We start from the raw sequence: 15,160 nt of genomic DNA on the forward strand, positions 1-15,160 counted from the left end.
TAAGAATATGCTTAAAATAAATTTAATGTATAATAAAAAAGTGCAATATGTATTAAAAGTAGTAAGAGGATATTTGGGGAGGGGTTATGAGAAAGAGAATACTTATAGTTACAATGGTTTTGATAATAGTTTTTACATTTATTAACTATGGGGAGAATACAAATGCTAAAGTTATAGAGTTGCAAGATATTAGGGTTGGAATGGTTACGGATTCGGGTACTCTTTATGATAATTCATTTAATCAATCTACTTGGGAAGGTATACAAAAAGCAGCCAAAGAATTTAATTTAGATAGTACATATTTCAAACCTATTGAGCCAACGGAGAGTTCATTTATTCAACAAATTAATAATTTAATTGATTCTGGATACAATCTTATAGTAACTCCAGGAGTTAGATTTGAAAGTACTATATTTAAGGCTCAGAACCAATATAAAAATGTAAAATTTATAATAGTAAATACAGTACCAACAGATAAGGGAAAAGTATATGTAGCAGATAATACAGTTGCAATATTACTTTCAGAACATGAGGCTGGGTTTTTAGTAGGGGTAGCAACAGCCATTCAATTAAAGGATGGAAAGGTAGGCTTTATAGGTGGATTAGAGGTGCCAACAGTGCAAAGATTTAATTGGGGATTTCAGCAGGGCATAAAATATGCAAATAAAAATTTTGGGACTAAGATTGAAATAAGCCCAGAAGATGTTGTTTATACAGGTTCATTTACTAATTCTACTGAGACTCAAAAATTAGCAGCAGAAATGTATAATAGAGGTGTTAGGGCTATATTTGTTAAAGCCAGTGAATCAGCAATAGGTGCTATAAATGAGGCTAAAAAGAGGGCTTTTTCAGGGAAGGAAGCTTGGATAATTGGAGTTGAGAGAGATCAGTATGATGAGGGTATATATATGCCTAGAAAATCTGTTATTTTAACTTCAGCAATTAGAAAATTAGGTGATGCTACCTATGAGGTTATTAAAGATTCAGTAGAAGGTAAATTTCCTGGAGGAAAAACATTAATATATGATACTAAAAATAATGGCGTAGGTATACCGGAAAAGAATCCTAATTTAAGTGAAGAAACTATTAAAAAAGTTAATGAAGTATATGAAAAAATAAAATCAGGAGAGATAAAAATATCTCCAGAAAAAGATGGTTTAATAAAATAAAATACATAATTATTAAGTATTATATATTATGTATTTCTAAGTATTAATTTTATGAATTAACAGAATATTTAATTTAGAAGAGTAGAAGTTTGATTAAATTTCTACTTTTTTTATTTGAAATAAAAAATTTTGAAAAAATTTTGATATGTTGACTTTTTTAGGGTTACAATCGTTATAGTGTATGAAACGTTTCGGAGGTGATAATAGTGGATGATACTAAATTAATATTAGAAATAAAAAATGGTAAAGTGCATTTGTTTGATGAACTGATAAAAAAGTATTATGAAAAAGTATACTACTATTGTTACAGGCATTTAGAAAATAAGCAGGCTGCACAGGATTTAACACAGGAAGTTTTTATGAAGGTAATAAAAAGTATTGAAAATTATAAGCATTACGGAAAGTTTGAAAATTATCTTTATGTAATAGCGGGAAACTTATGCAAAGATTTTTATAAAAAGGAGTCACGATATATTTTAAAGGAAGTAGAGGAGGGAACTTCAGAAGAAGAAATTTCTAGGTTAGAAGATAAAGTGATGATTAAAGAAGTGTTAAATAAGCTTTCAAAAGAAGAACGTGAAATAGTAATACTAAGGTTTTATCATGATTTAAAAATCAAAGATATTGCTAAAATTATGAATTCTGGTATTTCTATAACGAAGTATAGATTGAAAAAAGCAATGAAGATAATCGGTGAGAATATGAAAGGAGGACAACTATGAATAATAAGGAAAGAGAAATAAAAGAAATGTTAAATAAGTATTCTGTACCTAGTTATGATAAGGATGCACCTATGAAAGTAATTGAATTTATTCATGAGAATTCTTTAAGCATACCAAAGTTTAGAACAAGTAATAAGCAGTTCGTTATATCACAAATTGGTTTTATCAGAAAAAGAACATGGGCTCTTCAACTTATAATTTTAGGATTTCTATGTTTAGGTTTTTATAATGTAGGAACTGGAGACGTTTTAAACTTTAGAACTTTTTCTTTAATGTCAATTTTAGCTCCTCTTTTACTGATTATTAATGTTGAGGAAATATCAAGAATTTACAATAAGAGTATGTTAGAAATCGAATTTTCAACAAGGAATTCAATTAAAAAAGTTTTAGTTACTAGGATGCTTATATTAGGAGTTGTAGATTGTATTTTACTAATAATTATGATGATATTTGCAGGCAATTTAACTAATGTAAGTATACTTAGAGTTATTATGTACACACTTGTACCTTTTAATTTTGTATGTATAGGGTTTATGAAGCTTATGAATTATTTTAAAGGAAAAGAACTTAATTATGCATGTATGGCTTATAGTGTTTTATTAATAGCAGTTCTTCTTTTTGCAAGAGTTGATGATTTAGGAATTTACACACAAGAATTTATAACAGGTTGGATTTTAATATATGTTGTGACTACAATTATGTTTTCTGTTGAAGTGAAAAAAGTGATAAGGCGACTAGAGAATTTTGATGATGTCATTAAGGAGGCTATTATATGAATTTAACAATAGAGAAACTAACAAAAAGATATGGCAATAAACTTGCAGTAGATGAACTTTCTTTAGATTTAAAGGAAGGAGTATATGGTCTTTTAGGTGCTAATGGTGCTGGGAAAACTACTTTAATGAGAATGATTTGTGGAGTGTTAACTCCGAGTGAAGGAGAAGTTAAAGTAGATGGTAAAAATAATATTGATATGGGGGAGGACTATAGAGAGCTTATAGGATATCTTCCTCAGGACTTTGGGTATTATCCTGATTTTACAGCAAAGGAATTTATGTTATATGTAGCATCTTTAAAAGGGTTAATGCCAGGTTTTGCAAAAGAAAAAACTAAAGAATTATTAACTATGGTCGGCTTAGAGGCCGTTATGAATAAAAAAATTAGAACTTTTTCAGGAGGAATGAAACAAAGACTAGGGATTGCTCAAGCGGTATTAAATGATCCTAAAATATTAGTCTTAGATGAACCAACGGCTGGACTTGACCCAAAAGAGAGGGTAAGATTTCGTAATATAATATCAGATTTTTCTGAAGATAAAATAGTAATATTATCTACTCATATTGTATCTGATGTTGAGTATATAGCAAATGAAATACTTATAATGAAAAATGGAAGTATTATTGCAAAGAACTCAGTTGATGAGTTAACAAAAGGAATTTCAAATTGTGTATGGCAATGTACAGTAGCAAAATCACAAGTAGATTACTTATGCAATAAATATTGTATTATAAATTTACAACACAATAATGATAATTCTGTAGATTTAAGGATAGTTAGTGACACTAAACCAATAGATAATGCAATTAATGTACCTCCATGTTTAGAGGATTTATACTTATATCATTTTCAAGATAAGTTAGAAGGATAGGAGGGAAAGCTTATGAGTAGTTTAATAAAGTTTGAATTTAAAAAATTAGCAAAAAAGAGAACTAACATTATAACTGTAGTAGTAACTACAATATTAACTATAATCTTTTTTTCATTACCTGCTATAAACTTTGAATGTCTTGATGCAAAGGGATTTAAGGCGATAAGCTTAGCAAGAGATAATATAAAAAACATCTCAATTAAAATGACGGAAGAACAAGTAACAAAAGATATTAAAGAAATTCAGAGTCTATATGCAGATCCCAAAAATGTTACAAAAGATGAAAAAGGTGAAAAATGGTTTAACAACGATGTTTATGATAAGTTTATAAACCCAAGGCGTGATTATCTTTCGATGATATCTGAAAATTATGCTAACCCTAAGGAGTTCTTATGGATTTCTGGATTAGTAGATATAAAACTTAAAGATGGTGCAAAGTTTTATGAAACTAGGGATAGTAAAGTTTCTAAGCTATTAAATCAGAATCATGAAGGTGGTAATTATTCTGAGCAAGAAAAGAAATTTTGGCTTGATAAAAATTCTAAAATAGATAAGCCATATACTTATGGTTATTATCACGGGTGGGATGGAATACTTGGAATTTTTGGCTCATTAATTTTTATGCTTTTAGCTATATGCATAACTGTTGCACCAGTTTTTGCTGGTGAATATCAATGTGGGGCTGATGCGGTTATTTTATCATCAAAGTATGGTAAAACCAAAGTAATAAGAGCTAAAATAGGAGCAGTATTTATATTTGTAACTATGGTATATTTTGTAAATGCTATTTTTGCAGTTGGAATGCCTCTTTTAACCTTTGGAGTTGATGGGTGGAATTTACCTATTCAAATTTGTAATACAATAATACCTTATAATCTTACATTTGCATCGTGTACTCTTATAAGTGTTGGAATATTTTATTTAGTTATGCTTGGTATAGTATCATTTACACTTTTTATATCAGCTAAATGTAAGTCTCCGTTTACTGTTTTAATAGTTGATGTGCTAATTTTATTTGTTCCGTTATTTTTGGGTGACGGGGCGGATAATGGTTTATATCAGCATATAATATATCTATTACCTTATCAAAAATCTATGATACATCTGTTTTCAGCTTATATATCATATTCCTTTGGAGGATTAACATTAAGCTTAATTTCAATGCGTATGTTAGCTTATATAGTTATGACAATTGCATTCTTGCCTTTTATAGGAAATGCTTTTAGAAAACATCAAGTACAATAATTTTAAAATATGATATCATTTAATTTTTTATAAGAAAGATAATTAGTTTTATCAATGAAGCTAAAGCTGATTGTTTAGTAATAAAAAAATTAGGAAATCAAAGATAAGCTTTACTAAGAAGAATTTAACAAATAGCATTAATATTTAATTAGAGAATATTAATGCTATTTTTTTATGTATAGAAAAATAATTGATTAGATATTACAACATAAACTAGGAAAATTGTACAAAACTACTTTTGTTTATGGATTATTTATATAAATTATTTAATTCAATTGTACTATATTTTCATCTTTAGTATTAAAAAAGAATATAATGCTAGATATTAAAATTAGCATTAATGGAACCCAGAATGCTCCATCCCTAGTATATTCAACACTTTTTTTTAATACTTCTATTAAAGAAATTGTGTTAAATGATATAGAATTGATTAACTCTACAATAAAAAGTGCTAAAATTGAAAAAGAAAATAATATCATACATGATTTCTTTTTATCAAAGTCCAATATTTTAAGTAATAAGAATATCAATAAGTCGAAAACAACCATATAAAAACATTTAGTTTTATCTTCAGTTTGATAAGCATAATTAAGAAAAAATAAATATAAATCTCTAAGTAACTGTAATTTAGCGCCTAGATAGCCTATCTGATATGCAGCTTTTTTCATAAATTTTTACCATCTCCTATAAATGCATCATATAAATTTATATAAATATTAACATTAAATTTATTGTTTTTCAATATAAAATTTATATTAAACAATATTGGGATTATAAAAAAATATTATTAAAACTTAAATTAATTATTGAATCTTCTGCGTCCATAGTTAAAACTACTCCCAAAAGCATAGTTTTAAGATTTAAATTATTATGTCTAGGTATAAAGGTATAGCTTAGAAATATTAAAATAGAAAAGGATAGTATACATTTTTTATTATATATGCTATTTTTTAATGAATAATAATTATATTTTTTAAGAACTTTTAGGCATAAAAAAGATACGTTTAGGAATTAATATTAGTTTAAAATATAAATAGAAAATATATAGAAAAAATGAGGTAGTATGCGCTAGAAATACTTATTTTTACCATATTGCAACGCATACGAATATAACGCATACGAAATATATTTCATTAATAAAGAGTTTGTGATACAATTTGCTTATGGGGAATACTTTTTTATTATTTAAAAATAAAAAGTTAAAAGATAAAATTTAAATTAAGATGGAGGTATGGATGATATGGAAAAATTTAAGGTTCTAGAAATTAAGCAAAGTGTTTTTGAAGATAACGATAGACAAGCGGATTTGCTTAGAGAAGAATTAAAAAAAGAGAAGACATTTCTATTAAATCTAATGTCATCACCAGGTTCTGGAAAAACAACAACTGTTTTAAGAACGATTAATGCTTTAAAAGATGAGATGAAAATTGGAGTTTTAGAAGCTGATATTGACTCAGATGTGGATGCGCTTACTGTTTCAAAGACAGGAGCAAAAGTAATCCAATTACATACAGGGGGAATGTGTCATCTTGACGCAGACATGACAAAACAAGGTCTATTAGGACTTGGAACAGAAGAAATCGATTTCGCTATATTGGAAAACGTGGGAAATTTAGTATGTCCGGCTGAATTCGATACTGGTGCATCAAAAAATGCTATGATTTTAAGTGTTCCAGAAGGTCATGATAAACCTTTAAAATATCCTTTAATGTTTTCAATTGTGGATGTTGTATTAATTAATAAGATTGATGCAATAGATTATTTTGATTTTGATTTGGAGGCAGTTAAAAAATACATAACAAAGATAAATCCGAATGCAAAAATAATTCCAATATCAGCTAAGACTGGAGAAGGAATTGATGAGTGGGCAGATTGGGTACGTGCTCAAGTTAAGGGATGGAATGAAAAATAGATAATAGATTTATAAAGTTTTGATTCTTGATTTATAAGTTAAAAAGATAGGGATAAAATTATAATAAAGATAAAAGATAGGGGAATATATTATGGTAAATCAAAAAGTATTGGATCTTGCTAATCATATAAGTATGAAAAAAAGTGGTTCAAAATCTGAAATTAAGCCTGATCATCCTGAATATAAGGTTCTTGAGCCTGTTGTTACAGATGAAATGGCAGAAATAGGGATGTATCTTGAATTCCGTAAGAAGAAAAGTGCAGAAGAAGTTGCAGCTGAATGTGGTAAGTCTGTAGAGGAAACAGCAAAGTTATTATGGGATTTAGCTGTTGCTGGTGTTTGCTTTGTTAATGAGATAGATGGTGTTGATAGATACTGGTTTGATCTTTGGGTTCCAGGACAAATGGAAATGATAGTTAATCACCCTAATAGAAAAGATATAGAAAATTACAAACAAATAGCAGAAGCTTTTGAAGCGTATGGAAGAAAAAAAGCCCCTATGACAGCAGGTGTTTTTTCAGTTGGAACAGGTCCTATGCGTGTTATACCTATAGAAACAGCTATTGAAGGTGAAACTAGAAGAGCTTCGTATGAAGAAGTTTCTAGATATCTTAATGAAAATACTGTATTCTCAGTTTCAGACTGTTCTTGCCGTACATCGAGAGAAGCTATGGGAGAAGGTTGTGGCCATTTAAAAGAAGATATGTGTATTCAACTTGGCCACGCTGCAGAATATTATATACGTACAGGTAGAGGGAGAAAAATCACTAGAGAAGAAGCTTTTGATATAATTAAAAGAGCTGAAGAAAATGGATTAATGCATCAAATACCAAATGCAGATGGTCCAGGACATACTCATGCTATCTGTAACTGTTGTGGATGTTCATGTTATGCTACAAGACTTGCTGGAATGTTCAGAAATAATGATATGGTACGTTCAAACTATGTTTCAAAAGTAGACAAAGACAAATGTGTTGCTTGTGGAGAATGTGTACAAGTTTGTCCTGTTAATGCATTAAAATTAGGACAAAAATTATGTACTAAAACACCAATAGTTGAAAAGAAACAAGAAGATTTTGCTCACAATACAGAGTGGGGAGAAGACAAGTGGGATGTTGATCATCGTATTAATAGAAAAAATGTTGTTGAAACTGGTACAAGCCCATGTAAAACAAATTGTCCAGCTCACATTTCAGTTCAAGGTTATATTAAATTAGCTTCCCAAGGAAGATATAAAGAAGCACTTGAACTTATAAAGCATGAAAATCCATTTCCAGCGGTTTGTGGACGTATTTGTCCAAGAAAATGTGAATCAGCTTGTACTAGAGGAGAAATTGATGAAGCTGTTGCTGTAGACGATATTAAAAAATTCCTTGCTGAACAAGATCTAAATATGGAACATCGTTATGTGCCAAAGAAAAGACATGATTATGGTAAGAAGATTGCTATTGTTGGAGCAGGTCCTTCAGGTTTATCATGTGCTTTCTACTTAGCAATTGATGGGTATAAAGTAACTGTATTTGAAAAGCAACCAGTACTTGGTGGTATGTTAACGCTTGGAATACCATCTTACAGACTAGAAAAAGATGTAATAAATGCTGAAATAGATGTATTAAGAGAATTAGGAGTAGAATTCAAAACTGGTGTTGAAGTAGGTAAAGATGTAACTCTTAATGACTTAAGAGAACAAGGTTATGAAGCTTTCTATCTTGCAATAGGTGCACAATCAGGAAGAATGCTTGGTATAGAAGGAGAAAATGGAGAAGGTGTTATGACTGGAGTTGATTTCTTACGTGAAGTTAACTTAGGAAATGATATTAACCTAGATGGAGAAGTAGTTGTAATTGGTGGTGGTAATGTTGCCATTGATGTTGCAAGAACAGCTACAAGAGTAGGAGCGACTAAAACTTCTATGTTCTGTCTTGAATCAAGAAAAGAAATGCCTGCTTTAGATGAAGAAATAGATGAAGCTTTAGGTGAAGATATTGAGGTTAATAATTCTTGGGGACCAAAGAGAATATTAACTGAAAATGGTAAAGTAGTTGGTATCGAATTTAAGAAATGTCTTTCTGTTTTTGATGAAAACAGAAGATTCAATCCAAAATTTGATGAAAATGAAGTTAAAGTTGTTAAAGCAAGTCATATTCTAATTTCTGTTGGACAAGGAATGGATTGGGGTAACCTTTTAGAAGGAAGTAAAGTAGAATTAAACCCAAATAAAACAGCTAAAGCTGATTCATTTACGCTACAAACTGGAGAGCCTGATGTATTTGTAGGTGGAGATGCATTAACTGGACCTAGATTTGCTATAGATGCTATTGCACAAGGTAAAGAAGGGGCAATATCAATTCATCGTTTTGTTCATCCAGGACAAAGCTTAATATATGGTCGTGATAGAAGAGAATATCGTGAATTTGATAAAGGAAATTTAGTTTTAGAAAGTTATGATCATATTAAAAGACAAAAAATAGCTCATATAGATGGAGCTAAGTCAAAACAAACATTTAGAGATTTACGTGCTACATTTACAGAAGAACAAATGAAGAAGGAAACTGAACGTTGTCTTGGATGTGGTGCTACAACGGTAGATCAATATCAATGTATAGGTTGTGGAGCATGTACAACTAGATGTAAGTTTGATGCAATTAAACTTGAAAGAAAGTATGATGCACAAACTGTAGAACTTAATGAACTTAAAAAAATAGTTATAAAAAATGTAATTAAGCGTAAAATTGTAATTAAGGCTAGAAAAATTAAGAAGAGCCTTACAGGAAACTCTTAATTAGTTAATAGAATATTGCATAGTTAGGATTAAGGGGGACTTAGAGTTCCCCTTAACTTTTGAAACTTTAAGTAGTCTTATAGCATTCAAAGGGAACTAGTAGAAATTTTTGATGGCTTGGAAACTATTAAGGTGAAGTAAAAAATTCTATAAGTTACTTTTTCTTATTTAAATAAAGGTGGAGGTGAATTAATATGCATGAATTAGGCGTTGTATTTCAAGTAGTTAAAACAGTTGAGACATTTGCAGAAAAAAATGCATTAACTAAGATAGATAAAATAGTTCTTCAAATAGGAGAGCTCTCATCAATGATTCCTAAATATATAGAATCTTGCTATCCAGCAGCAGTAGATGGAACATTATTGGAAAATACCAAACTGGAAATTGAAATACTACCAGGTAATGTTTTATGTAGAGAGTGTAGTAAAGTTTATAACCTTCTTCAAAATAAGGATGAATGTCCATATTGCAAAGAGAACAATTGGGAATTATTAAGTGGTAAAGAGTTTATTATCAAGGAGATTGTTGCTTGTTAAACAAGAGATTTAAGAATTAGTTTAGATATGTAAATTAGAGAAATAATATTTCAGTATATAATATTTTGAGATATTATTAGTTAACATAGCTGAGGAGTGCTTTATATAAAAACATATGATAGGGGAGAAAAGTAAGGGATGAATAAAAGATTAAGAAATTTTGTTATAACATTAACTATAATGGGATTAGCTTTAGGTGCAATGGGTTGCTCTAATAGTTCAAAGGATAAGGACAAAAAAGCAACAAATGAAGTTCAAGAAAGCAAATTTGAACCTGTAAAATTTGTATATTCAAATGGAGCTAAGAATTATGATGTAACGGTAAAATCTCCAAGACAAAAGGCTGTAACATTATCTCAATTCATGACAGAGATGTTATTGGCTTTAGGCTTAGAGGATAGAATGGTAGGAACAGCGCTTTTAGATAATCCTATACTACCAGAATTTGAAGGTGCTTATAATAAAATACCACAACTTAAAATTAAAGAAGGTCATTCTATATCAAAGGAAGCTTTTATGGCTACAGGTTCAGACTTTGTAAGTGGATGGGATTCATCAATAAGTGAACAAACTACAGGATCGCCTGAAGAACTTATATCAAAAGATATAACTCCATTTTTGGCGAAGTCTTATAAAGCAGATTCAACCATAGAAGATGTTTATGAAGATTTTGATTTACTAGGGAAAATATTTGGAGTACAAGATAAATCTAAAGAAGTTATAGATAAAATGAAGAAGGATATAAAGTCTGTAACGGACAAAGTTGGAAATGTAAAAGAAGAAGATAGAGTTAAAATGATGGTATATGATTCTGGAGAAAATGATGCAATGGTAGTTGGAGCAGGCCTTGCTAATAATCTAATAAACCTTGCAGGTGGAAATAATGTATTTGGAAAAGATGCAAAGAAGCCTTATATTCATGTTTCGTGGGAAAGTATAGTAGCTAATAATCCAGAAGTTATATTAGTGACTGATTTTATGGCAGGGGAACCAGTACAGAAGAAAATAGATTTCTTAAAAGCTCACCCTGCACTTAAAGATGTACCTGCTATAAAGAACAACAAAATATATGTTGTAGGCTTAGCTGATTTATCTCCAGGTGTTAGAAATTCCAAGCTTATAAAAGAAGTGCATGGATACTTATATGGAGAAAGTAAGTAATGCAGAACTCTTTGAAAAGTAAAAAAAGCCTTTCTAAAAAGAAAGGTTTTTTATTTTGGATTATAGCATTAAGTTTAATTTTAGTAGGGACAATAGTTGCTGCAATAGCTATAGGTAGTACATATATTGAAGCTGGAGAAGTATATAAAGTGCTACTTAGTAAATTAACAAATGGAGCAATTTACAGCGATATTGGAAACAAAATGACACGAAATATAATATGGGAGATAAGATTTCCTAGAGTATTATTAGGTGCTATATGTGGGGCAGGACTTGCTATTTGTGGAGTACTTATGCAATGTGTTACTAAGAATCCAATAGCAGAGCCATATATATTAGGTATATCATCAGGGGCATCCTGTGGTGCTGTTGCAGTTATAGTTTTAGGTGGTGTGTCAGCACTTGGAATAAGTAGTATAACGACTGGAGCTTTTGTAGGCTCTCTTATATCAGGAATATTAGTTTTTGCTATAGGTACACAAATGGGGAAAACAATATCTACTACAAGACTAGTATTATCAGGTATGGCTATATCAACAATCTTTTCGGCACTTACTAATTTGCTTATATATTCAGCAGAAAATTCTAATCAAGCAAAGAGCGCTTTGTTTTGGACTGTTGGTAGTTTAGGGGGGGCAAAGTGGGGTGTATTATTAACTCCATCTATTATTTTGATTATAGTTATAGTGATATCACTAATAATGTCCAAATCATTAGATATCTTACTTTTAGGTGATGATAGTGCAGTAGTACTTGGAATAAATATAAAGAGAATAAAGTCTATAGTTTTGATATCAGCTACATTGCTTACATCAGCACTAGTTGCAATAACAGGTGCCATAGGTTTTATAGGACTTGTTGTGCCACACATATGTAGAACCATAGCTGGAAGTAATCACAAGAGACTTATAGTACTTTCATCATTAGTAGGTGCTATATTTTTAATAATGTCAGACATTATAGCTAGAGGACTTTTCCCGCCAATAGAAATACCTATAGGAATAATAACCTCTCTAATTGGAGGACCTTTCTTCTTATATTTAATTTGTAAGAAAAATTATTCATTTGGAGGAAAGCAGTAATGTTTAAGATTCAAGTAAAAAACTTAAGTTTTAGTATAGATAATAAAGATATATTAAAAGATATATCTTTTGATATTCCAAAGGGTTCATTTGTAGGAATTATAGGGCCTAATGGTTCAGGAAAATCTACATTACTTAAAAATATTTATAGAGTTTATAAGCCATCAAGTGGAACTATATTATTAGATAATAAAGAAATAGCTAAAATGAAGGATAAAGATTGTGCAAAGGAGATTGCAGTATTAGCGCAGGAAAGCAATTCTCATTTTGATTTTACTGTTGAACAAATAGTGAAGATGGGGAGATATCCATATAAATCAGTTTTTGAAGATTATTCTAAGGAAGATTTAAGAATGGTTAAGGAAATGATTCAAAAGGTGGGATTAGAAAACTATAGTGATAGGAATTTTTCTCAGTTATCAGGAGGAGAAAAGCAAAGAACATTAATAGCAAGAGCTTTGGTTCAAAATACTGATTTCTTAATATTAGATGAACCAACAAATCATTTAGATATAGGTTACCAAATTCAACTTATGGATTTAGTAAAAGGACTTAAAATAACTACATTAGCGGCTATTCATGATATGAATTTATCAGCTATGTATTGTGACTATTTAATTGTAATGAAGGATGGAAAGGTAAGAGATTTTGGCGTGGTAGAAGAAGTAATAAATTCTAAAATGTTAAAAGATGTATTTGGTGTAAATGCATATGTTGGAGTTAACCCTGTAAATAAAAAATTGCAAGTATCATTTATGCATACACATGAGCATATTGCAGGATTAGGGACTGATCATGTGCATGAAGATGGATTTACAGGAGTGCACACTCATTAAACCTATATAAATAAATTTTGAAATTTGTAGTTTAATTATATAAATAATTTCTTACATATTAAATAGTTAAAGAATAACCCTTCCTATCACTTTTTTAAAAGTTTTAGGAAGGGTTATTTATTATAAAAGGTATATGTAAAAGTTAGCTTAGACCTAATCCTCTTCGCTTATTAATTATGTGAGCTTCAATGTTATTAGCCACTTCTACTGGGTTATCCCCTAATGCAATTTTTCCACCAGTTAAGTTTTCTACATCTTCAGTAAGAAGTTTTACAAGTTGTTTTGCACCTGTTAAAAATGGTGTTGGTGATAAATGTGTATAAGCTCCATAAGCTACGGCGAATACACCATCTATTGTAGCTTTTTGTTCCATCCACTCAGGAGCTGTTACAGCTATAGGAAGATCAGGTATATCAACATCAAGAAAATTAGCAAGTTCAGTAACTAGCATAGATATTCTTCCTGTATCAGTACAAGTTCCAAAGCTTAGAACAGGAGGGATTTTTAACATACTGCATACTTCCTTAAGACCTTCACCAGTTATATTTAAAGCATCTAGATTACAAAGCCCAGCTACTTCAAGTGCATGATTACCGCAACCACCAGCTACAACTAAAATATCTTTTTTAATTAGTTGCTTTACTAAATTAACAGAATTCCAATCTTGAGGACCGTTTCTTAAAGTTGAACAATTTGCTAAGGCTACAATTCCTTTTATTTTACCTGCTTTAATAACATCAACAAGAGGATCAAGCTTATTCCCTAAGGCGTTTAAAACTGCTTCAGTAGAAAAACCTGCTATTGCTTTTTGAGTTATTTTAGGCACTTGTGACGTAATCTTATTTTTTCTCTTCTTAAAGTTTTCAAGTGCTAAATCAATTAGTTTATCGGCCATTTCATCTACCTTTGCCGGATTATATTCAATCATGTGATTAAGTCCTGGAATACCTATAATAGTGCTTACACCTACTAATGTTATTTGATATTTTTCAGCATAATGGTCTATAGCAGGTGGGGAGCAGTTTTCTTCCATTGCAAAAACATCTACTGTACCTGTAGCTAAAAGGGGCTCTATTGATAGCCAATTTCCCATAAGTCCAACAAATACATCATTTACTTCAAATCTTTGAAGTAATTCCTGTCCAGTTTCAATTGAACCAACTATTCTAAGACCTTTTGCACCAACAGCCTTTGCTTTATCTTGTATTTCTTTAAGATTAGCTTTTTTAATAGTAGCAGCACCAGCCCAAGGTTGATGTCCGTTAAATACTATATTTACATATTCAGGGTCCATAATTCCTAGGTCAACATTTACTTCATGTGGAGTAGGAGTACCAAATAAGATATCTTGTGTCATTTCAAGACCTATCTGAGCTGTATAAATAGTAGCTAAGCCAAGACTTAAAGCTTTTTTAGCAAGAGATACATAATCTCCATCAACATTTGTTAAACAACTGGCTACAGCATTTTGTTCTTCATGAACCACTCCTGATGGATATATGCCAAGATCTTTCCATACCTGTTTTCTCTTTCTTGGAGCAAATACATCTACCATTACACTTGGTTCTTCAACATCTTTGCCCATTTCAGATTCTAAGAAATTAGCCAAATCGATAGCCATTTTGTTTATGTCTTGGTTAGTATTAATTCCAACTTTTTCACACATCCATTTAAGCTTATTAGCATCTTTAATTGTAAATGGAGTTTTTCCTTCACCTGTTGCTCTTAATGTTCTAAATGCTTCATAGGCGTGATGACTGTATGTACCAGCTCCCATAACATTTTTCAATAACATATTTCTCATTGCCATAGCATCTGGGCTTATACCACAAACACCTTTTTCTTGTTCTCCTTTAAGATTAATTCTACATGGCCCTTGAGAACATAATTGACAGCTTAGGCCTTCTAAGCAGAATTTACACCTGATTTTTTCTTGTGATGCCCATCTATCAAATACATTTGACATCCCATCTTTTCTTATTTTTATAAGCATTTCTTCAACAGAATCATGATAACTAACACGACCTTCTGTTTTTTCTAATATAGTTTCACTCATATAAGTAACCT

At 30.4% G+C, this 15,160-nt stretch carries 13 protein-coding genes; 11 read left to right on the forward strand and 2 right to left on the reverse strand.

Features of this window, described 5'->3' with window-relative positions; translation table 11 throughout:
• The first annotated feature begins 86 nt into the window (after positions 1-86).
• The 5 genes from BUB01_RS17475 (at position 87) to BUB01_RS17495 (ending at position 4,784) form a co-directional block, all read left to right on the forward strand.
• Complete coding sequence (locus BUB01_RS17475; RefSeq protein WP_072991065.1) at positions 87-1,169, forward strand: BMP family lipoprotein; 1,083 nt, start codon at positions 87-89, stop codon at positions 1,167-1,169.
• 206 nt (positions 1,170-1,375) lie between these two features.
• The gene (locus BUB01_RS17480) at positions 1,376-1,891 is read left to right on the forward strand and encodes an RNA polymerase sigma factor (RefSeq protein ID WP_084108959.1); all 516 of its coding nucleotides are present in this window, start codon (positions 1,376-1,378) and stop codon (positions 1,889-1,891) included.
• Positions 1,888-2,667, forward strand: coding sequence for a hypothetical protein (locus tag BUB01_RS17485; RefSeq protein WP_072991067.1), 780 nt, complete (start codon positions 1,888-1,890; stop codon positions 2,665-2,667). The genes BUB01_RS17480 and BUB01_RS17485 overlap by 4 nt, the downstream gene beginning before the upstream one ends.
• Positions 2,664-3,539, forward strand: a complete 876-nt coding sequence (locus BUB01_RS17490; protein WP_072991069.1) for an ABC transporter ATP-binding protein — start codon at positions 2,664-2,666, stop codon at positions 3,537-3,539. The genes BUB01_RS17485 and BUB01_RS17490 overlap by 4 nt, the downstream gene beginning before the upstream one ends.
• Positions 3,540-3,551: 12 nt before the next feature.
• Positions 3,552-4,784, forward strand: coding sequence for a hypothetical protein (locus BUB01_RS17495; RefSeq protein ID WP_072991071.1), 1,233 nt, complete (start codon positions 3,552-3,554; stop codon positions 4,782-4,784).
• 266 nt (positions 4,785-5,050) lie between these two features.
• Here BUB01_RS17495 and BUB01_RS17500 read toward each other — a convergent pair whose 3' ends face one another.
• Positions 5,051-5,452, reverse strand: coding sequence for a hypothetical protein (locus BUB01_RS17500; RefSeq protein ID WP_072991073.1), 402 nt, complete (start codon positions 5,450-5,452; stop codon positions 5,051-5,053).
• Between the two features lie 572 nt (positions 5,453-6,024).
• Here BUB01_RS17500 and hypB point away from each other — a divergent pair.
• From hypB to BUB01_RS17530, 6 genes are all read left to right on the forward strand, one after another.
• Complete coding sequence (gene hypB, locus BUB01_RS17505; RefSeq protein ID WP_072991075.1) at positions 6,025-6,696, forward strand: hydrogenase nickel incorporation protein HypB; 672 nt, start codon at positions 6,025-6,027, stop codon at positions 6,694-6,696.
• Between the two features lie 91 nt (positions 6,697-6,787).
• Entirely contained in the window at positions 6,788-9,478 is a 2,691-nt protein-coding gene (locus BUB01_RS17510) for an FAD-dependent oxidoreductase (RefSeq protein ID WP_072991077.1), read from the forward strand.
• A 194-nt stretch (positions 9,479-9,672) separates the two neighbouring features.
• On the forward strand, positions 9,673-10,014 hold the full coding sequence (locus BUB01_RS17515) for a hydrogenase maturation nickel metallochaperone HypA/HybF (RefSeq protein WP_072991080.1): 342 nt from the start codon (positions 9,673-9,675) through the stop codon (positions 10,012-10,014).
• A gap of 138 nt (positions 10,015-10,152) precedes the next feature.
• Positions 10,153-11,175 carry an ABC transporter substrate-binding protein gene (locus BUB01_RS17520; protein WP_072991083.1) on the forward strand — a complete coding sequence of 341 codons (1,023 nt, stop codon included), beginning with the start codon at positions 10,153-10,155 and terminating at the stop codon, positions 11,173-11,175.
• Positions 11,176-11,186: 11 nt separating this feature from the next.
• Positions 11,187-12,257 (forward strand): FecCD family ABC transporter permease, encoded by a 1,071-nt coding sequence (locus BUB01_RS17525; RefSeq protein WP_242958431.1) that lies wholly within the window; start codon positions 11,187-11,189, stop codon positions 12,255-12,257.
• A complete protein-coding gene (locus BUB01_RS17530; protein WP_072991089.1) occupies positions 12,257-13,093 on the forward strand; it encodes an ABC transporter ATP-binding protein in 837 nt (278 codons plus the stop codon). Before BUB01_RS17525 ends, BUB01_RS17530 begins: the two co-directional genes overlap by 1 nt.
• A 142-nt stretch (positions 13,094-13,235) precedes the next feature.
• On the opposite strand, the gene cooS is transcribed toward BUB01_RS17530, so the two are convergent.
• Positions 13,236-15,149 (reverse strand): anaerobic carbon-monoxide dehydrogenase catalytic subunit, encoded by a 1,914-nt coding sequence (gene cooS, locus BUB01_RS17535; protein WP_072991092.1) that lies wholly within the window; start codon positions 15,147-15,149, stop codon positions 13,236-13,238.
• Positions 15,150-15,160 lie beyond the last annotated feature (11 nt).

This window comes from Clostridium cavendishii DSM 21758, assembly GCF_900141845.1.
Classification (GTDB): Bacteria; Bacillota; Clostridia; order Clostridiales; family Clostridiaceae; genus Clostridium_AG; species Clostridium_AG cavendishii.

Coding starts and splice junctions, on each gene's coding strand:
- BUB01_RS17475 (WP_072991065.1), top strand. CDS start 87: ATGAGAAAGAGAATACTTATAGTTACAATGGTTTTGATAATAGTTTTT.
- BUB01_RS17485 (WP_072991067.1), top strand. CDS start 1,888: ATGAATAATAAGGAAAGAGAAATAAAAGAAATGTTAAATAAGTATTCT.
- BUB01_RS17490 (WP_072991069.1), top strand. CDS start 2,664: ATGAATTTAACAATAGAGAAACTAACAAAAAGATATGGCAATAAACTT.
- BUB01_RS17495 (WP_072991071.1), top strand. CDS start 3,552: ATGAGTAGTTTAATAAAGTTTGAATTTAAAAAATTAGCAAAAAAGAGA.
- BUB01_RS17500 (WP_072991073.1), bottom strand. CDS start 5,452: ATGAAAAAAGCTGCATATCAGATAGGCTATCTAGGCGCTAAATTACAG.
- hypB (WP_072991075.1), top strand. CDS start 6,025: ATGGAAAAATTTAAGGTTCTAGAAATTAAGCAAAGTGTTTTTGAAGAT.
- BUB01_RS17510 (WP_072991077.1), top strand. CDS start 6,788: ATGGTAAATCAAAAAGTATTGGATCTTGCTAATCATATAAGTATGAAA.
- BUB01_RS17515 (WP_072991080.1), top strand. CDS start 9,673: ATGCATGAATTAGGCGTTGTATTTCAAGTAGTTAAAACAGTTGAGACA.
- BUB01_RS17520 (WP_072991083.1), top strand. CDS start 10,153: ATGAATAAAAGATTAAGAAATTTTGTTATAACATTAACTATAATGGGA.
- BUB01_RS17530 (WP_072991089.1), top strand. CDS start 12,257: ATGTTTAAGATTCAAGTAAAAAACTTAAGTTTTAGTATAGATAATAAA.
- cooS (WP_072991092.1), bottom strand. CDS start 15,149: ATGAGTGAAACTATATTAGAAAAAACAGAAGGTCGTGTTAGTTATCAT.